We start from the raw sequence: 19,096 nt of genomic DNA, 5'->3' as shown, positions 1-19,096 counted from the left end.
CGCCGGCCTCGCCGGCAACGATCGGCTGCAGGCTGCCATTCTCGATCGGCTTTCGAACTCGCATCTTCGTCGCGCGATGCGGAGCGTTTCGCGACGGCACACCAAATTGCTCGGCCAGGCGTTGAGGGGATGCCCGCGGATCTGTTGACGAGATCGCCCAGCAGAGGTGACGCAAGACCAGAATGAGAGCCCTACTGCGATTGCGCAGCGACGATACGCGAATATGGCGGGTGGGCCTCGTCGAGGCGCTGGGCGAGGAAAAGGCGGTGCGGTGCTAGCAATGGTACACCTAAGCGCGACTGATCTGGTAGGCGCCCGCGCCATGGACCGCCAATTCAGACAACGATTGCGTCGACCTGGCGTTCCGGTCGAGAGCCTCGACGCCGCCATAACTCATCATAGTGTCTGTCCTCTCGAACACGTTCAGCAAAACCTTGGCGTCGATTGTATCGCTGGGGTCGAGCTCCAGTAGCTCCTGGATCTCGAGCCGCCGCTCGGCGACCCGGCCCGCCGGTCGGGGCTCAGCGGTTACGCTCGGGCGGCTGCCAGGCTGGGAGCAGTCGCCCGAGCAGAAAGCTGCCTCCAATGCCGCGGTCGCTGCGGGGCATTCTTGACGTCGATTGGCGCGTTGTCGGTATGACCATGAAGGTCATGCTGTTTCCCCTCTAGCAGGCGCTTGGTAGCGCGGTAGCGAGGTATCGATGACGCAGGTTCTGTCCACAGGACAAACGGCCACACATTGCGGCTCGTCGAAGTGCCCGATGCACTCAGTGCACTTCTTTGAATCGATTACGAAAGAGCCATCCCTCTCAAAGATTGCTGCATTCGGACATTCCAGCTCGCAGGCGGAGCAGCCCGTACATTGCGAAGAAACGATCTTGAATGGCATTGATGTCTCCTCAAGCTGCAGAAATAACCGTGGCGTTGCGACTGCCGGCCTGAATGCGCTGCACGTGTGCAATCTCGCCGCTGTTGACTTTCTTCAGATAGGCTGTGAACCACACGATCGCCGACTTGACGATGAAGTCATGGGCGAATTGATCGACTGGCGTGATGCCTGCCTTGATCAGGGCCTCCCTCGGGCAGGCGCCGATCTTAGCCACGAACACTGCGTGGCAATCATTGATTGCGCTGATAATCGAAGCCAAGCTGCCCTCCTCGCCGTAGCCGCCCTGGCAATAGACATCGACGCGGCGGTGGCCTACGAATTTCGCCCCTGCCTTCGAGAGCTCGTAAACCTGGAACTCCGCAGCGTGGCCAAAGTGCTCATTGATCAGACCAGAGCCCTTAGTCGCGACCGCAGCCAGCACCTTGATGTCGCTTGACACATCCGCCAGTCCGACAAGCGCGTCATGCCCTGCCACAATCATAGCGGCGCGCTCCTTCTCGACCTTGGCTCGGTAAGCCTTACGGGTGTCCATATCGTAGTTCAGCTCCATTGACATGATCCTCTCGATGGTGAACTCGGCGGTGCGGCTCTCGCCAAGCAGACCGACAGCGTCAGCGCGGCACTGACGGCAGTGCCGCATCATAATCATCTCGCCTTCGCAGGAGTCTTGAACGGCTTTCAACTCCTGAGGGCTCGGGCCACGCTGACCGCTGGCGCCGAAAGCAGTGCCGTGCTCCGGTGAGGAGATAAGCGGCATGATGTTGTGCAAAAAACCGCCGCGCGATTTCACTACCTTGTTGACCTCCGCAAGGTGATGGTCGTTAATCCCCGGTATCATTACAGAGTTGACTTTGGTGAGGACACCGCGCTCGGTGAGCATCTGAAGCCCCTGAAGCTGGCGTTCAGTCAAAATCTTAGCCGCTTCATGGCCGGTGTAACGCTTGTGCTTATAGAAGATCCAAGGATAGATCCGAGTGCCGATCTCAGGATCGACCGTGTTGATGGTGATCGTGACATGGTCGACGTTGAAATTGGAAATGGCGTCGATGTAATCCGGCAGCATAAGCCCATTTGTGGACAGGCACAGCTTTATGTCGGGGGCCGCGGTCTTGACTAGCTCGAAGGTTTTGAACGTCCTTTTGGGGTTCGCCAGCGGATCGCCCGGGCCAGCAATGCCGAGCACCGTCATCTGCGGGACGGCCGAGGCGACCGCCAGTACTTTCTTGACAGCTTGTTCGGGCGACAGCCTCTCGCTGACCACGCCAGGGCGCGACTCGTTTGCGCAGTCGTATTTGCGATTACAGTAGTTACACTGAATATTGCAAGCGGGTGCCACCGCGACATGCATGCGCGCGTAGTGATGATGCGCCTCCTCGCTATAGCATGGATGGGTCTTCACTTTGTCCCAGAGTCCGGACGGCAGATCTCCCTGCCCTTTTTGCGATCCGCACTTTCCTTGACCGCAACAACCTGAGGTGCTGCAGCTCTTGCGCCCGACCTGCTTGGTATCGCCGAGAGCGGTGAGGATATCGCTCCTGCTAGCGCCGTGTTGAGCTGAAGCGTACATTTGGTCATTCTCCCTGGAGACCGAATAGATTGGAAGCTCGGATCTTGCCAAGCGTCTGATGCGTCGTTCTAGAACGGCCTTCAGCAACCTCTATGCCAGCGTTGGGTCCATGCGCTGGTTTGCGCCTGCAAGATTGGTCGTTACAGAAGTCGAGTATGTCGGGTAGCCGACGCACGTTGGAAAATGGACGAATTTGGCGTTACCAGAGAGCGCTTTTACGAAAATGGTCTGCGCATCCCCGGTTCGACCGATCGTATCTGGCTATCATGAGCCAGAGCGTCAGCCCGAACCTGGCCGCGCGCGCAAATTAAAATGAATCGAATTGAAGCCCAGGGCGCAAAGAGGAGTTCGCTCTAAAGACAGCGTTTGGTCGCGCGCCGAAGGGGGACGCCCGCCAAGCGTAGGGGCGTCCGTCGCGTTCTAGCAGGCCGTTGAAAAAAAGTCGCTCGCCGCTGATGGTGGTACCGTGATCCATTGGCGGCTCCGACAAACTTCGGAGATGGTGCCTGGGTCGCGGCGATAATCGAATGGGCGAGCTGTATAGCTAGCTTGATCTGGAGACGCGGGTGCGGCGTGATCATCCGCCGCGATTCTAACGATTGTGAACGAGGCGCTGTCGGCGTTGGAGCGGGACTGCGCTGCGCTCTATTCGACGATTGGACGGGCTGCGATCTCGCAGAGTGAAGCTGCTGCGGGCGACGCTGTTGCAGGCGTTTTATTTGATCCGCGCGGAACGGCTTGTGAAGAGCGGCTGGAATACCCGCCCGCTGTCCGCTGGTTTGTCGCAATCGGGGGTGACGACGTGGTCCGGGATGTTCGATGTTCTCGAAAAACGGCGGCCGGGTGCTCAATCGGCAGTCCGAAGGACGACTCTGGCGAGCCGCCGGCCCGACTTCCATAGCCAAAACACGCTGGAAGGACCTCCATGCGTCGACCACCAGTCCCGATGCTAGGCGCTACCGCGCTGCAGGAAGGGCAAAGGCAAGAGGACGCCACTGTGGACACGGGCTGATGCAGAACCGCCACGACCGGCTGGCCGACGCCTGCCTCATGCTGGCGGGCATGCCGAATGCATCGCAGCGCTGCACATGATGGAGCCGCGTGCTGAATGGCCGGCCCACGATGCGGAAGAGTTCGTCAATGAGCCGCGCTCGATGAACGTGACGCGCATGTTTCACAGAATACCAGCGGCCGTAGCTCTGAGTTTGGGTCGGTCACTAGCCGTAAGCCAGCGCATCTGCAAGCGGGTCGGGAGGCATTCGGCGGGATCAATACGGTTGCCGGGCAAGAGACAGGTTTCATGGTGGTGAGCGCGCCAAATGGGCCTCTATCTTCGTTGCCACCGCCTACAAGCTGGTGCGATTGCCGAATCTTATCGCGGGACCGGGCTGAAGGCTAAGGTGCACGGCTTCGGCTGGGGCTTGGCCGGTCGCTGACGAACATTGTCAAGATGGACAACCGGGACAGAGAGTTTCTCGATCTTGTCGAAGAGGCGCATCTCACCTTCGAGGACAAGCCCGACAACAAATGTGCCTTCGCTGCCCTGAAGGGCTTCCTTGATGGCTGCCAAGTCACCCGCCACGGATCGCCCCGCACCGAGTTGTCATGTGTCGGCGATGAGCCACTTCTAGATCCACATTGGCGACGACTTTGCGTTCGCTGTAGACGCGGCTGAGTTCTTCAACAGCCCGGTAGGTGCGCAGGAGTTGCCCGTTTTCTGCTGCAGGCGAAAAACGTGAAGACCGTAGCCGATGCAGCACGCCTTATGACTGTGGTCCATCCTTCTTTCGCGGCTTGCCATAAAAAAAACCGTACCAGCGATCATCGCCGAGATCGGTGCGGGCTACGCCAGGTGGGCGGGGTCAAATGGCAGCGCCCGGCGAAGAGGGCTTCCCGTTGCGCAATTTTACTAGCCTCTTCTGATTGGCGGCAACTTAAGCGGCGAAAACGAATGTGGCTTGGCGAAGGCGCTTGCAGGGGTGCCTTCTCACGGGGCATGGGCGGACTTGGTGAGGTCTTCTGATGTGCTTCAGCGCCGGGGTGGGGCCGGCGAATTCGTGTATGGGGCGAGCGCATTCATCACTCCTATCCCTCTCCGCCCCGCTTCCTGGCGCTGATCGTGATGGGCAACTGGGTGTCGGAGGCCATGTGCGGCAGGTCGAGCACCCAGCCATTGGCGATCTTGATCCACCCGCCCCACAGCGTCTCGTGCTCGGCTTCGACGATTGGCTCCTCGAGATCCTTCTTCGGCACGTAAATCGACAGACCGGTCTCCGTTGAGCGGCGGATCGTGACTTTCATGATCTGAACTTCTGGTTGCGGGAGCCGCTGCTCGTGCGCTCTTCGCACGGCGGATGCGATGCTCTCTGATTCCATAGGGACTCGGGCAGTGCGTGCATCACATCGCTACTTCGTTAGTCGTTGTGTGAGTTCACATTGGGGTTATCAAACGTGAAACCGGAGCCATCTAGACCCACGACGAAGTCCATGGTGGTGCCGTTGAGGTGCGTCAGGCTCTTGCGATCGACGAACAGCTTGACGCCGTGACGCTCGATAACAGTATCGTCCGGATTGGCTTCCACGGCGAGGGCCATCACGTACTTGAACCCGGCGCAGCCGCCGGTTTCGACTATGATGCGCAAACCGCTCGTTTGTTGCGGCGCCATCGAGATCGCTGCCTTCACCGCATTCACCGCGCTCTCCGTCAAATCAATCATCGCACGTCCCGCTGTTATGGATCGTTCAACAGATCGCAACTCTCGTGCCAGAGCACACAGAAGACGGAAATCACTGGCATTTCGCCGCCACCGCCCGTTGCTCCGCCTCGCGTGTCGGATCTGCGACAACCGGCCTCGGTGGCGCACGAGAAGCGGAATGGCACAGCTGTACCGGGCGTACCGCACACAGCAGTCCGGAATCCCATGTATGGAAACGTTCGTCGACGCCGGCGGACTAAGGCGGCCGAAAACCATCGCGCCTGTGACAGGTCGGCGGCGCTAACTCTGGCGCTGTCGGCGGACTCGTCCATAGATGTGTACTATCATCCCATCCCGCGTCGCCTTCTTGGAGGTCGATCGGACCAGACACGAACGGCTCTTTTTCGTTGTCTCAACGCTGCCGTGGCGTACCCCAAAGCTAGGGCGTCACGGTCAGGGCGTCGTAAGCGATGATCGGCGTGGTGACGAATAGTTCGCTGTCGGCGATGCGTTTGCCGAGCCTTAGGCATTAAGCACATCCGCGCTAACCTAAGCTCCATAGCACTAAGAACAACGTGCTCAGGAGCTGCCCACTGGTTGCGGCAAAACAACTTGCACCGGAGCATGGTGGTACAGGCGCACAACGCCGGCTAGCGGGTTCGGTCTGTTCAAGGACAAGCCCTCGAGGCTCAGAGCACGGTCGCACGAGAGAGCAGACCGTCGTCAGGTTCACCGGGCTCGGTGTGTTCACAGTTCCAAGTAGAAAAGTTACGCGGGGGAACGGGTGCGATCGGGTTCGTCGCAGTGATGTCCGGCGCCGAGCCGCCCACGGGCCGACAGATGGCTTGCGGAGGCCAAGAACGCTGCCTAAAACGGCGGCGGATCGACTTGCGGGTTCGTCCACTCCGGCCCGAGTTCAAGCGGCCGGGTGTGAGTCTGGCAGTTCGCAGGACAGATCCGCGAACAGGCGCCGCAGCCGATGCATGCACCGGCGTCTTGCATCACCATGGCCTTCCTCTCTAAGTCACCATCATCATCATCGAGGCCGATGACCTCGCCATCCTCGTTGATGCCCTTCAGCGTCATGACTTGCCGGCCGCAAACCTTATAGCAGCGGCCGCAGCCGATGCACTTCTGGGTATCGATTGATACCAGATAGTCCGGTATCCAGGCGCGTCCGTCGCGGGTTACGTAGGACATGATTGCGATCATTTTGCGCTGTTTTCTGTCTCTTCTGTTTGCGCTTGCGATCAAGCTTGGTGAAGGCATCATGAGCCTTCTGCGCGACGCTCAGGATCGAGGCCAAGTTCGGCGTAAGCGCCGTCGATAGATCGTGCAGGTCCGATTGGCCTACGCCGCTCGGCCGACAGACATATTAACCGTGGCTGCGAGCGTGCCGAAATCGTCGAAGTCTAAGCGGTTCACGTCGCGCGGTTGTTTGTTGATGACGATGAACCGGCCGCCGAGCAGGTCCATGCGCTCAAATTCTTCGAGGTGCATCTCTAAGTATCGTCAAGATCATGACGCCAGTCGCTTTCTCGATTGCGAGCGCGGCCGACTCGAGTCGCAGTGCGGGAGAAAGCGGGTTAAGCAGCGTCTGTCATGGAAGCGTCCTGCAGTCGTCAAAATGGAGGGGGGCTTTGCTCGTACCTCCGAGCGCCTTGCGCAACCAGGGTGGTGGGGAGCCCTTCAGCGCATCTTCGAGCTTGATGCAGAGGGTCTCGATCGCCTCGCGCTTGATCACCGTTAACGGATGGATTTTGTTGGCAACGACGCGTGCCGCGGCCGAGCCGCCGATCGCAGCGACATAAAGGATCGTGCAGTCCTTGATGGCGTCGATTTTCCGCGTCAGCTTATCCTTGCGGCCATCTTCCGTGAGATCGTCACCGAACTCGATGACCTGAAGGATGCGGTGAGCGTCCGGAGTGACGTCGTAGATAGCGATGTTCTTGGCCCAACCGAAATGCGCATCCACGCACTTCAGATCCTGGGTGGCAAAAGCGACTTTCAAGATCTATTCTCCTTATTGGGTTATTGCGGGTAGGACGGGACGGTCTTGAAGTCGCGGTCAACGCTTCGCCAAGTATCGGGCGTCGGCTGGTGCTTCGCCTCGCGATCGGCAATGACAAGATTGGCGAGGCCGAAGATGAGATCGCGCGTGCCGCGGTAGCCGACTGAGAGCTGGTGGCCGGCGCCAAGACGATCGAACATCGGGAAGCCAGCGCGAAAAAACGGGATGTTAAGGCGCGAGGCCGCCTGGCGGCCGTGCGAATGGGTGATGAGGAGATTGCAGCCGTGGGTCTTGGCAAGTTCCTCGAGATCTTCGAGATCTCCGATCAGGACCTCCTCCGTCCTGATACGCTGCAACACGGGGGAGGCTGTTGTGGTCACGGCGACTGCGATATTGGCACCCATGTCGTACAGCATGCTGGAGAGATCGAAGAGCAAGTCCGGCTCGGCGCCGATCGCCAGCTTACGGCCCCCGATGTAGAAATGCGCATCCAACATAGCATCCGCGAGTTGGCCGCGCTGCCGGCGGTACTTTAGCGGAACTGGCCGGTCACTGATCTTGCTCAGAAACGCGATGAACTCGTCGTTGGGAACGAGGCCGCAGAGGCGTTCGAACAAGCGAAATCGTACGCCTGTTTTCGCATACATGGCCTCCGCCGCACGTTGCATCTGCGCGCCGATCGCGATCGTCCATGCCGCCTGCCCCATTGTCGCAATCTCGTCGACCCCGATGCCGCCGATCGTGGTGGGCGTGAACTCATCGGGAATTTGACCGTCGAGCGAACCGGCCAGGTCCGGCAGGAAGGATGGTTTCAGTCCGAAATCCTCCAGGATCGTCCGCAGCTCATTGAGATCGCCTGGCGTGAGGTGGCAGCCCGGCAGAACATTGATGCGAGCGGGATCCCGCGCCCGACCCGTCTCGACGGGATGGACCAGGACTTCCACCATTCGTGCGACCGTCTTGTCCCAGCCGTCCTGGAACGCGCCCTTGAAATCCGGGGTCGAGACGTAAACCAGCGGAAGCCTTTCGAGCTGTGGGTGCTTTTGCTGAATCAGGTAAATGAATCGTTCGACGTCCTCTCCCTTTATCTCGGTCAGGCCGGTCGAATTGATCCCGATGATTTCCGGTTTCGCACCATTGTAGATGTTAAGTATCGCCTGTTCGACATTTTCCTGACCGCCGAACACGGCCTCGACTTCACTCATTGCGGTGGTCTGCATCGGCACTGCCTCCCTGAAGTGCCGCACGAACAGGGTCAGGCCGAACGAGGTGCAGCCCTGGGAGCCGTGTAGCAGCGGCATCGCGCCGCGAAGGCCCATAAAGGCGAAAGAGCCGCCGATCGGCTGGCTCATCTTGAGCGGATTGACCGTGCAGGATTTCTCGGAGGTGGAGACGATGGCCATTGGCAGACGCCCTATTCCGACGCCTGGACGGCGCATGTTGCCTGCGCAGCGGAAATGTGCCCAACGACCCACCTGCCCGAGGCATTGGCGCGTTCCTTGAATCCGGCGGCGCTGGAATGACCTCGCACGGCGGTGGAATTCTCTGCGGCGTGCGAATCCGTGTGCGGGATGTTGGTCTGCCGATTGACCTCCGCTTCGTCCCAAGGCGCGGGACGGCGTAGTTGGGTCCATATTGGATTGTAGAGCGCCTTATCAATCTCCTCCATCAGCTTGACCATGCCAATATACCCCATGTACGCCTGAGAACGCTCCTGGTTGATGTCAAGCCAAGGTATCATCGCCTTCAGCGCGACGAACTGCGACTTGCCGCCGGAGAGCATCATATCAGCCCGGGAGTTCATCAACATTTTGTAGATGTCGCGCGGCGCCGCTTCCTCGATCATAAGGGCGTGCCGGCCCATCAGCTCCTTGATGCGGTCTTTGTCCTCTTTGGTGGACTTCTTCACGGAGGTGCCGGCGATCTCTAGACCGGCCTCCTGCAGCGCCGCGACCACCGACCACGACTTAACACCGCCGGTGATCAACAGAACCTTCTTACCCTTGAATCGTGGTTTGAAGCGCTCGATCGCCGCGCGTACCCTTGCTTCCTCACGCATGATGACAGCCTCGGTACGCCCTCCAAGCTCCAGCGGCGCGCCGCGCTCGATCAGCATGCGCGCGATCGTCCGCAAGGAGTTGCTGGAATCCTGCACGCCGTAGAACGAGCCCTCGAAGTAGGGAATGCCGTAGCGTTCCTCCATCTTACGGGCGACGTTTATCATCGCCTTGGAACACACTAGCATCGCAGCCTTTGCGCGATGCGAACAGGCCAGCTCGTGATATTTCCCATCGCCGGAGATACAAGAAAGGATGCGGATGCCAAGTTCATCGAGCAGCGGTTTGATCTGCCAGAACTCGCCGGACAAGTTGTATTCGCCGATGATATTGATGTCGTAGGGAGTGGTATAGTCCGGTTCCTCAGTGCCGATCACATGCTCAAGCAGCGCCTCGCCGGCAAGCTTGTTTCCGAGGTTCTTGGACCCGACGAACCCCGGCGAATTTACAGGAATGATAGGCTTACCGAACTTGGCCACGGCAGCCTTGCACACGGCCTTGATGTCGTCGCCAATCGCGGCTGGCACGCAGGTTTGGTAAACAAAGACAGCCGGCGGATCGAACTTGCCGATCACCTCCCCGATCGCTTGATAAAGGCGCTTTTCGCCGCCAAAGATTACATCGGTTTCGTTCATGTCGGTCGTGAAGCTTCGGCGCCAGAGATCGGAGCCTGAGGAGGCGCTGCCTCGGTTGTCCCAGGAATTGCCCTCGCAGGCGATTGGGCCGTGGACCAGATGCGCAACGTCGGTGAACGGCTGTAGCGCGATTTTGGCGCCGTCGAATGCGCATCCGCCGCCCGCCTCTCCTGGCTTCAACTGCCTAGTGCACCCCATAGTACGTTCGGCCGCCGTCTTGTTGTCGTTTCTGCCACAACCCGGCTCGTTGAAGACGTCCTCGATGGCGGACGTGTCGACGCTCATACGTATCTCCTATTTTCTTCGACCCGCCGCGCGAGCCTTGTGCCGCGACGTGGATCTTTCTGGCTAGACACCGGCCGTCGACCCTGCTCTGGCCGGCGCTAGACCAAATCATTTACGTCAGCGGATGATATCAAAGCTATAGTCCGCTCCAGTCCTGTCCATCTGGTCCAGGACCTTGTCCAGTATCTTGACAAGAACGTTTATGCCGCCCTGATAACCCCAGACGGGATACCGATGTTGATGGTGCCGATCGAACACAGGGAAACCGATGCGGATCAGTGGCGTCCCGGTATCGCGCTCGAGGTACTTCCCGTAGGTGTTGCCAATCAGGTAATCGACCGGCTCAGTGCATAATAGGGAGCGCATGTGCCAGAGATCTTTGCCGGGATATGCAGAGCAGTTCTTGCCAAACAGTGAACTAACAAACAGTTCCTCCATTTTCTCTGCCCAAGCCTTGCCACCATTCGTAGACAGCACATGAGCCGGCTCTGCACCGAGCTCCAGGAGGAATGAAGAGAGCCCGTAGCAGAGATCCGGATCGCCGTAGATCGCGAACTTCTTGCCGTGCAGATACGCACTGGAGTCTGCCATGGCGTCCACGAGACGGCCGCGCTCCCGCTCCAATGCCTTCGCGATCGGCTTGCCGGTCATGCGGGACACAGTCATTAGGAATTCGTCCGTCGCGCTGACACCGATGGGGTAGTTGAAGGCGGCAACCTCATGACCGTGCCCCTCGACGAAGGACAGTGTCTTCTCGGTGCAGTGTTGCTGCATGGAGATCGTGGCTTTGGCATGGATCGCGTTAGCCGCGTCCTCCAGCGTGGTGCCGCCATCATACATGCGGAACTCGCCGTCGGTCGGAGTATCGAAGACATCGCTGTTGTCGGCGAGTATAGTATATTCGATTCCCATCAACTCGAAGACGCGCTTAATTTCCCGGATGTTCCCGACCGTGTACCCGTCGAACCCACCGATGAAATTAATCTTGCCGTTCACCTTGCGCTCTAGTTTGGAGGCGGTGCCTGCCTTGCCATCCCAGAAGTGCTCAAGGATGCTCTTCAGCGCATTGTCATACCCGGTCACGTGGCTGCCGACAAAGGCAGGTGTATGAGCGAAGGGAACATCATATTGTGCCGGGACTGACCCCTTCTCCTTCGCTGTCTTGATGAAGGCGTTCAGGTCATCCCCGATCACTTCGGCCATGCACGTGGTGGAAACCGCGATCATCTTGGGCTTGTATATGTTGTAAGCGTTAGCGAGCCCGTCAATCATGTTGTTTAGACCACCGAACACCCCGGCGTCCTCAGTCATCGAGGAAGAGACGCAGGAGCTTGGCTCCTTAAAGTGTCTCGAAAGATGACTTCGGTAGTATGCGACGCAACCCTGTGAGCCGTGAACGAAGGGCAGCGTGCCCTCAAAACCGGAGGCAGCGAACACCGCACCGAGTGGCTGGCAGGCCTTGGCGGGGTTCACAGTCAATGCTTCACGCGCGAAGTTCTTCTCGCGGTATTCTCGCGTCTTTGACCATTCGCTGATCCGCTCGACTTCCCTTTGGTCATGCGGGTTCTCGAACAGCGCCTTCTTTTTGGCGAGCATTTGCTGATATTCCGGACCTCGGAATAGATCCAAGTGATCGAGGACGTGTTCGGCATTCTGTGTCAACGCGGCACTCTCCTTTTCGGCGATTGGTTTATCGACTAGGTTGGCCCGCCTTCTCGCATAGGCGGAGCCAGATCTGTGCATTCCTTTATTCCGCGGCCATTAGGCCTGGCGCTGGAGTATCCTTCCAAGGTGCCTTGAGTTTCTTCCAGACGGGCGAGTTTATTGCCATGTCCATGTCACGAGCGAAGATCGCGAAGCCGTCATAGCCGTGATAAGGACCGGAATAGTCCCAGGAGTGCATTTGACGGAATGGAATGCCCATTTTCTGGAAGACGTACTTCTCCTTTATGCCGGAGCCGACGAGATCTGGCTGAATGGTCTCGACGAAACGCTCAAACTCGTAGCCCGTGACGTCGTCATAGATCAGTGTGCCGTCCTTTAAGTAGTGCTGAGCAGTGCGCTGGTAGTCGTCATGATGGCCGAATTCGTAGCCCGTTCCTACGACCTCCATACCAAGGTCCTCATAGGCGCCGATTACGTGGCGGGGACGCAAGCCGCCGACGAACAGCATCACTGTCTTGCCCTGGAGGCGGGGGCGGTACTTCTCAATTACCGAGGCCATCAGCGGCTGGTACTTGGCGATCACACGCTCGGCACCTTCCTTGATGCGTTCGTCGAAGAAGCTGGCAATTTTGCGCAGCGAATCGGCGATCTTGGAAGGGCCAAAGAAGTTGTACTCGCACCATGGAATGCCGAACTTTTCCTCCATGTGTCGGGAGATGTAGTTCATCGAACGGTAGCAGTGCAATAGGTTGAGCTTCGCCCTGGGCGTTGCTTCCAGTTCGGCGAGGCTGCCGTCGCCGGACCATTGCGCAATCACACGCAGGCCCATCTCTTCGAGCAGGATACGCGATGACCAAGCGTCCCCACCGATATTGTAGTCGCCGATGATCGTGACATCGTAGGGCGTTGACTCGAACGCGGGTGTCGCTTCCGGCGACACTCTGTCCAGGATCCAGTCCCGCAGCGCATCGTTGGCGATGTGGTGGCCAAGCGACTGCGAGACGCCGCGAAACCCTTCGCAGCGAACCGGTACAATGGTCTTGCCATTGTGTTCCTTTGACTTCGCCTTCGACACAGCCTCGATGTCGTCGCCGATAAGGCCGATCGGGCACTCGGACTGAATCGTAATGCCGTGGTTGAGCGGAAAGAGCTCCTGAAGTTCGTCAATGACCTTACCGAGCTTCTTGTCGCCGCCAAACACGATGTCTTTCTCCTGGAAGTCGGAGGTGAACTGCATGGTGACGAAGCTGTCGATTCCGGTCTTGCCTATGTAGTAATTGCGGCGTGCAGCCCAGGAATATTGGCCGCAGCCGACCGGACCGTGGCTGATGTTAATCATGTCCTTGATCGGGCCCCACACGACCCCCTTGGAGCCAGCGTATGCACAGCCGCGAGTCGTCATTACTCCGGGGATCGACTTCAGGTTCGACTTAACCCCGCAATCGTGCTTACCCGCCTCGTGTACGTTCAGGTGTTTGGCGCGGCGCTTGGCGGTCTTTTCCGGGTAGATTTTTAAGGCCTCATCGATCAGTTGCTTGTTGCGGGCCTTCATCTCCGCGGCGCTCTGGGTAGTGACTATGCTCATACGAATTCCTCGGATGCGGTGCTTGAACGATCGGGCGCCTTGCGCGGCGCGCGCTTCTGGCGATCTATTAACGCGAGGCTGCATTAGAAGGCGTTTGCAACAAGTGTGCCGACGGATAGGAAGGAAAAAGGTCGGAGGCAGACAGCGTCGATGCACCCGATTGTCGCAAAGTGGACGTAGCCGCGTGCTGATATGTTCTTACTCGTAGCATTGTTCGAAATGTGACATGCCCCGTCGAGCCATATTAGCGGGACTTGTTTTATAAAGGCCGCGCTTAATAAATTTCACCTTCTGGCCGCCGCCCCTTGGGCATCGGGGCTAGCGTCTATGTGGCAGCTCATAAAAAATGTTCCTGCGGCCGGAATGGAACGTGGGCCAAAACGTGGTATCTCTCAGGCGAGAGGCGTGCCATCGCGGTCGCGCCGCGGCGTGCGAGCAACGGCGCTATCCTGGCTCGTACGGCGTGGCCGTTGGATCGAAACTGCGGAATCAGGAATTGCTAGTCGGGAGTAACGCGAGCGCTCAACGCTCCATGCGGGAGCTGCCAATTAATCGATCGCGCGTGAGTAACTCTTCTTGGTGTCTGATCACACATGCTGCCCTCCATTTGCAGGCACTTCGGCACCTGTGACATAGCTGGCAGCCTCCGAGCAAAGGAAGAAGATAACCTTCGCGACCTCGTCCGGTGTTCCGACCCGGTGCATCGGGATAGTTGGGATCAAATTGGTTTCTGTCTCCGGCGACAGAATGTCTGTCTTGATCTCGCCTGGTGCAATAGCATTGACGCGAATCCCGTAAGGCGCATAGTCATGCGCCATCTCGCGGGTCAAGCACGAAAGTGCCGCCTTTGATGTCGCATAGGCAGTACCGGCATACGGATGCACTCTCGATCCGGCGATCGAGGTGACGTTCACGATTGCACCAGAAGCGAGCGTTAGCTGATGGAAGAGCCCCTGCGAGAACATGATGGGTGCGAGCAAATTGACATGGAACACGCTCTTCCAGGTGTCGACCGGAGTGTTCAGCGAATTTAATCGGGTGCCGTCAGCGGCCTTCGGGGAAATGCCCGCATTGTTGATAAGCGCATGCAGAGGGCCGCCATTGAGCCGCTCCTTGATCTCCGCGATCGCGTGCTGCAACGCTCGAGAGTCGCTAAGTTCGGCTTGAATATGGTTGTCCAATCCTGCTTCCCAAGGACAACGGCTACCCTCGAATGGCTGCCGAGAACACGTGATGATCCGCCATCCAGCTGCCGAAAACAATTTGCCGGTCGCGTGGCCTATACCGCGGGAAGCACCAGTCAATACGAGCGTCTTCCCCTCGGCATTTTGAGTGCGCCGCTTATTGCTAGATGGGCACGCGGCGGGCGCTGGCGCGCCATCTGTTACATTTTGGCGGTCCAGCAGATTGAGGGTCACGCGAAGCTCCTGATAGCGCCTCGGCGGGCGCACTCTAATGATGCTAGCAGGTGGCCCTGCAGGACCCGGGCCACGCGTCTCCTGGCCGGTAGTCGCGATGTGCGCGGCTCGATGTCGCTTACGCGACATGTAGAGTGTAGGACGAGGCGGGCCGCTTTGATTCGGAGCGTGGCGTGCCGCGTCATCACACTCCAACAAGCGAGGCTCGTCGACAGATCCCGCTTGAACAGAACGGCGTCTAGACGGCACGGCACGGCCGCTACATGAAACTGAAAACCGGCGCTCATTGGGTATGATCCTGTCAGCTTACTGGTAAGCGCCGATTCGGGTCACGCTGGCGTACCCGGCGCCGCAGCGGTCGCTACAGGACGCCCGAGGACACGAGCGAGAGAGTTTCTCCGCAGCGTCCCGACGCACCGTCATCGATGCCATCGGGTGTCCGCCTTCGTTCCTGGTAGTTGTGTATGTCTTGGCATCACGGCCGTCTCCTGCTGCACAAAGATGTTGTTGCCGCTGACTTGCGGACAAGCCGGCCGACCGCTATGGCCTTGTGCTTTTGAAGCGCAATCATTGAGAGCTCGGCTGGAGGCGAAGTTCATGTGCAAGTGACGGCTAGATAGGCTCGACGCGTGGGCGTGGAATGGCCAATCGGCGTTTTGATCATAAGTGAGAAGGTCTCACAGTTGTCTATTAAAAAAGCTGCTTTGGGCCGGAGGCCAGCGAGCGGAAAGAGTGGCGCTAGTAGTACAGATGTCAAGCCGTGGGTTCGTCGAGCCAGGAGCTGCCATTTTGCTATTGCGCCGATCAAGCCACCGATTGTGTCTTGCAATCGGCAATCTGAAGGTCCCCGGCGCGCGAACATCGTGATCGTCGCGCCGGCAAAATCCGCCGAACGTCTCTGAGCAGTCTTCAAAGGCGCATCGATCCTGCAGTGATGATCGCTGCTTCCCAGGGAGTTCGGCGGGCTTGAGCTCTCATGCGGCATACAACATAGGTGCCTCGCTAAGGCCGGCCCGGCGCCCGGCAGTTCTCGGGAACTGAATGAATGCCGAGGATCTTCAGACATTGTGGTGGCCGCAGAAAATGGCTCGAGTTCTTTTGGTTCCGACATTCTTCCGTAAGGTAGCTGTTGGGCGTAGGCCACAGCGAACGGCTCAGCGCCGATCGCCAAACCTTCGCACGCTCGGCTGCCAGCGCCGCTTTCGGGGTGGGAACGGGATCCCGAACAGCGTCGCGATCTACATTTGTGCGACGCAGTGAATAAGCAATTGGACGCGGTGGGATTCACCAAAATGCAAGAAGCGACAGAGTCCGCGCTCAGCCTGCGCTCTGCGGCTGCTAACTCAATGTGGAACTCCGCCAGCCGATGCCTGCTAGCATGTAAGTCATTTGCGCCGTCCTGATCGATAGGGCGTTATCCGACACCATGTGAACAGAACCTATGAGCCATCCCAGCCGCATGATGCCGCAGACCCTCTCCCCGGCCTGCAAGATTTCCTCGACCGGGCAGACCTACTCGAAGTAACTCTATCCCGCCGACGTTCGGCGCCCAACACATTGACCTGGATCTGATCTTCCCCCGATAAAGTGGACGGGTTAAGCGGCTTTTAGCTCCATCTCGATCGGGGGGATATATCCGAGTGCGGAATGGAGCCTTGTCCGGTTATAGAATCCCTCGATGAAGGCGAAGATATCGCGTTGAGCTTCGGCGCGGGTCTTGTAGTTGCGATGATGGACGAGCTCGGTCTTCAGGGTATGGAAGAAGCTTTCCATCGGGGCGTTGTCGTAGCAATCGGCCCTGCGGCTCATTGATGCCGTCATGCCGGCCTCCATAAGGGTGCTGCGATAAGCGTGCGAAGCGTACTGCACACCCCGGTCGGTGTGGCAGATCAATCCGGCCTGCGGCCGCCGCTCCCGGATTGCCATCGTCAGGGCTGCGGAGGCGAGCTCGACGTGCATGTGATCGCGCATGGCCCAGCGGACGATCTTTCGGCTGAACAGATCCATGACGGCGGCCAGATAAAGCCATCCCTCGGCGGTCGGGATGTAGGTGATGTCGCCGAGCCAGACCCGGTTCGGGGCTTCCGCCGTGAAGTCGCGCGCGATCAGGTTCGGTGCGACCGGCAGGTCGTGATGGCTGTCGGTGGTGCGCACACGGCGTGGCTTTGCGGTGATGGCGCGGATGCCATGCCGGCGCATCGTCCGCTCGATCCGGCCGCGGCTGGCGCTGCGTCCCTGCCTGCGCAGGGCGGCATGGACGCGCGGACTGCCGTAGCGGCCGCTGCTGTCCTGATGGACCTGCCGTATCTCGGCCAGCAGCGCGGCATGGGATTTTGTCCGCTCACTCACGGGGCGGTCGCGCCAAGCGTAGTAGCCGGCCGGCGAGACCTCGAGCACGGCGCACATCAGCCGCACCGGATAGGTGTCGCGATGGTCCTCGATGAAGCGAAAGCTCATGTCCGGGTTCCGGCAAAGATCGCGATCGACTTCCTAAGAAACAGCCGGATTGGCGTCGCCCGGGAGGGCCTGCAACACGAAGCCTAGCGATTTCGCCCGGCGCTGTAGGTTGGCGAGGACGCGGCTACGATATTGCTGCTCATATTGGTCGGCGCCAGGATCCTTGTAGCTCATGCCGTGCCGGAGTGTGTTGTAGAATAAAACCGCAATCTTGCGAGCCGTCGCCGTCACCGCCTCAATCGACGCCCAGCACTCCGTACAGTGCGGTCCTGACATCGAAGGTGGGGATGTTGACCTGCTTGGTCTTTACGCGCGGCTTGGCTAGGTTTCCGACCGGTCTTGCTCCTTTGGTGTTCAATGCACTGATCAGGACTTCGAGCTTGCGATCACAGTCGAGCATCTTTGCCTGATAAACGTCGTAGAGCTCCAGTGATTGAGCTAACGCGAAAACATGTTCGTGGCGGTCATTGCCTACGAGCGCTGCGCGGATCGTCTCGATCGATGAGTGGCAGCGCACGTCCCGATAGGTTGCCAGGAGGTCGGGATTGCGTTCGCCTGCAACAATGGCTCGGATAATCCGCATGCCGGTCGCGCCGGTGATATCCGACACAACATGATGGAGCTGCAGGTTCATCTCCATCAGAGCCTTTTGCATATGTTGGATATGGGCGGCAGCATATTCCACGAGCCGCTCGCGCTGGCGTAGATAGGCTCGCAACGTTGCGATCTCGGCATCGGGTCGGAAGCTGCCCCGTAACAGGCCATAGGAGTGGAGCTGGCGTAACCAAGCGGCATCGCTGAGATCGGTTTTACGGCCAGGTACAATCTTGGCGTACCGCGCGTTGACCAGAATGACCTCAAACCCGCGCTGTTCTAGGATCTCGTAGACTGGGATCCAATAGACCCCAGTGGATTCCATCGCGACACTGGTCACGCCGCACATCTTGAACCAGTCCGCCAGTTCATGCAGGTCTTGCGTGAATGTGCCGAATGCACGCACTGGCTTGTCGGTGCAGGCCGGGTTTACCGCGGCCATGTGCATCTTTGATCCGATATCGATAGCGGCCGCGCCGAGGTTGACCAGCTTTAGGTCCGGGCCGCGGTCGGTTGTCCTGTTAGGCATCGCAACTCCTCCGTCCGATGATGGGCTGGAGGGTCTGGGCTATGCCAATTTGTCATCTTCCTAATCGGGATCGCCGTCGAAACGGCGTCACCACTCTCCGGCCGCTACCCTCCGAGCTAAATGATAGCACAAGGCTGTTTCTATCCCGCGCAGGCGCGCCACGACGCTGGACAGTTTTTTAAAATGTCGCGTTCCATCCGCAGCCGCTCGTTCTCCTGGCGCAGCAAGGCGAGTTCCGAAGCCTGGTCCGCCGACATCGGCGTCGCCTGCGTGGTGGGGCGCCACGCCGCCGATGCCGGCTCGCGCCGGAGCTTATCGACCCAGCGCCGCAGCACTGAGTCGCGCAGACCGAGCTCCTTGGCGACCGACCCGATCGAGCGGCCGCTCGACACCACCAATCCTGCCGCCTCGCGCTTGTACTCTTCAGTAAACGACCGTCGTGCACGTTCCATTCAACACCTCCAGGCTCAACGAGCCTACTACAGGTGTCCACTCATTCGGGAGGAAGTTCAGCTATCAACTAATGTGACGAACTTGCGTTCCAGATGACTAGCTAGTCACGTGAATCTAAAGTGCGCCACATACGCGCGGCCATGTTCGACGAGTAGCTCAGCCGGTTGGGAGAGTGGTCGCGAGCAGTGTCATTGCGCTATTCCAGGCAAGCGGATAATCAAGCCCCACCGCAAGCCAAAACAGGAGGAGATCGAG

15 protein-coding genes and 3 pseudogenes are annotated in these 19,096 nt (G+C 58.9%); 1 reads left to right on the top strand and 17 read right to left on the bottom strand.

What is annotated here, in order from left to right; translation table 11 throughout:
• Window positions 1-649: 649 nt before the first annotated feature.
• Together XH91_RS36415 and nifB are read right to left on the bottom strand one after the other, a co-directional pair.
• Entirely contained in the window at window positions 650-889 is a 240-nt protein-coding gene (locus XH91_RS36415) for a 4Fe-4S binding protein (RefSeq protein WP_128929928.1), read from the bottom strand.
• 10 nt (window positions 890-899) lie between these two features.
• A complete protein-coding gene (nifB, locus tag XH91_RS36410) occupies window positions 900-2,456 on the bottom strand; it encodes a nitrogenase cofactor biosynthesis protein NifB (protein ID WP_128929927.1) in 1,557 nt (518 codons plus the stop codon).
• A gap of 554 nt (window positions 2,457-3,010) precedes the next feature.
• Between nifB and XH91_RS36405 the strand changes: the two are divergent.
• Window positions 3,011-3,706 (top strand): annotated as a pseudogene (locus tag XH91_RS36405) (transposase); the annotation flags it as partial.
• 122 nt (window positions 3,707-3,828) lie between these two features.
• On the opposite strand, the gene XH91_RS39190 reads toward XH91_RS36405, so the two are convergent.
• The 15 genes and pseudogenes from XH91_RS39190 to XH91_RS36330 form a co-directional block, all read right to left on the bottom strand.
• A complete protein-coding gene (locus XH91_RS39190) occupies window positions 3,829-4,026 on the bottom strand; it encodes a hypothetical protein (RefSeq protein WP_164934261.1) in 198 nt (65 codons plus the stop codon).
• 515 nt (window positions 4,027-4,541) lie between these two features.
• Window positions 4,542-4,757, bottom strand: a complete 216-nt coding sequence (gene nifT / locus XH91_RS36395) for a putative nitrogen fixation protein NifT (protein ID WP_128929926.1) — start codon at window positions 4,755-4,757, stop codon at window positions 4,542-4,544.
• 113 nt (window positions 4,758-4,870) lie between these two features.
• Window positions 4,871-5,173, bottom strand: a complete 303-nt coding sequence (locus XH91_RS36390; RefSeq protein WP_128929925.1) for a HesB/IscA family protein — start codon at window positions 5,171-5,173, stop codon at window positions 4,871-4,873.
• Window positions 5,174-6,019: 846 nt separating this feature from the next.
• The gene (gene fdxB, locus XH91_RS36385) at window positions 6,020-6,352 is read right to left on the bottom strand and encodes a ferredoxin III, nif-specific (RefSeq protein ID WP_128929924.1); all 333 of its coding nucleotides are present in this window, start codon (window positions 6,350-6,352) and stop codon (window positions 6,020-6,022) included.
• Window positions 6,258-6,491, bottom strand: a complete 234-nt coding sequence (locus tag XH91_RS36380) for a CCE_0567 family metalloprotein (RefSeq protein WP_128930194.1) — start codon at window positions 6,489-6,491, stop codon at window positions 6,258-6,260. The genes fdxB and XH91_RS36380 overlap by 95 nt, the downstream gene beginning before the upstream one ends.
• Window positions 6,492-6,502: 11 nt before the next feature.
• Window positions 6,503-6,652 (bottom strand): DUF269 domain-containing protein, encoded by a 150-nt coding sequence (locus tag XH91_RS36375; protein ID WP_232995640.1) that lies wholly within the window; start codon window positions 6,650-6,652, stop codon window positions 6,503-6,505.
• A gap of 100 nt (window positions 6,653-6,752) precedes the next feature.
• Entirely contained in the window at window positions 6,753-7,163 is a 411-nt protein-coding gene (gene nifX / locus XH91_RS36370) for a nitrogen fixation protein NifX (RefSeq protein ID WP_128929923.1), read from the bottom strand.
• A gap of 20 nt (window positions 7,164-7,183) precedes the next feature.
• The gene (gene nifN, locus XH91_RS36365) at window positions 7,184-8,566 is read right to left on the bottom strand and encodes a nitrogenase iron-molybdenum cofactor biosynthesis protein NifN (RefSeq protein ID WP_128929922.1); all 1,383 of its coding nucleotides are present in this window, start codon (window positions 8,564-8,566) and stop codon (window positions 7,184-7,186) included.
• Between the two features lie 11 nt (window positions 8,567-8,577).
• The gene (nifE, locus tag XH91_RS36360) at window positions 8,578-10,140 is read right to left on the bottom strand and encodes a nitrogenase iron-molybdenum cofactor biosynthesis protein NifE (RefSeq protein WP_128929921.1); all 1,563 of its coding nucleotides are present in this window, start codon (window positions 10,138-10,140) and stop codon (window positions 8,578-8,580) included.
• Between the two features lie 117 nt (window positions 10,141-10,257).
• A complete protein-coding gene (gene nifK / locus XH91_RS36355) occupies window positions 10,258-11,802 on the bottom strand; it encodes a nitrogenase molybdenum-iron protein subunit beta (RefSeq protein WP_128929920.1) in 1,545 nt (514 codons plus the stop codon).
• An 85-nt stretch (window positions 11,803-11,887) separates the two neighbouring features.
• Window positions 11,888-13,390, bottom strand: coding sequence for a nitrogenase molybdenum-iron protein alpha chain (gene nifD, locus XH91_RS36350; protein ID WP_128929919.1), 1,503 nt, complete (start codon window positions 13,388-13,390; stop codon window positions 11,888-11,890).
• 587 nt (window positions 13,391-13,977) lie between these two features.
• Complete coding sequence (locus XH91_RS36345) at window positions 13,978-14,808, bottom strand: SDR family NAD(P)-dependent oxidoreductase (RefSeq protein WP_232995639.1); 831 nt, start codon at window positions 14,806-14,808, stop codon at window positions 13,978-13,980.
• Window positions 14,809-16,404: 1,596 nt separating this feature from the next.
• Window positions 16,405-17,289, bottom strand: a pseudogene (locus XH91_RS36340) (IS3 family transposase); the annotation flags it as partial.
• A 9-nt stretch (window positions 17,290-17,298) separates the two neighbouring features.
• A pseudogene (locus XH91_RS36335) lies at window positions 17,299-18,388 on the bottom strand (IS110 family RNA-guided transposase).
• Window positions 18,389-18,528: 140 nt separating this feature from the next.
• Complete coding sequence (locus tag XH91_RS36330) at window positions 18,529-18,840, bottom strand: transposase (RefSeq protein ID WP_128929916.1); 312 nt, start codon at window positions 18,838-18,840, stop codon at window positions 18,529-18,531.
• Between the last annotated feature and the right edge of the window lie 256 nt (window positions 18,841-19,096).

Origin of the sequence: Bradyrhizobium guangzhouense (assembly GCF_004114955.1) — a bacterium.
In the GTDB taxonomy this organism is placed as follows: domain Bacteria; phylum Pseudomonadota; class Alphaproteobacteria; order Rhizobiales; family Xanthobacteraceae; genus Bradyrhizobium; species Bradyrhizobium guangzhouense.
Note: the sequence above shows the minus strand (reverse complement) of the source record. Positions and strands in the feature narration are given on the sequence as shown.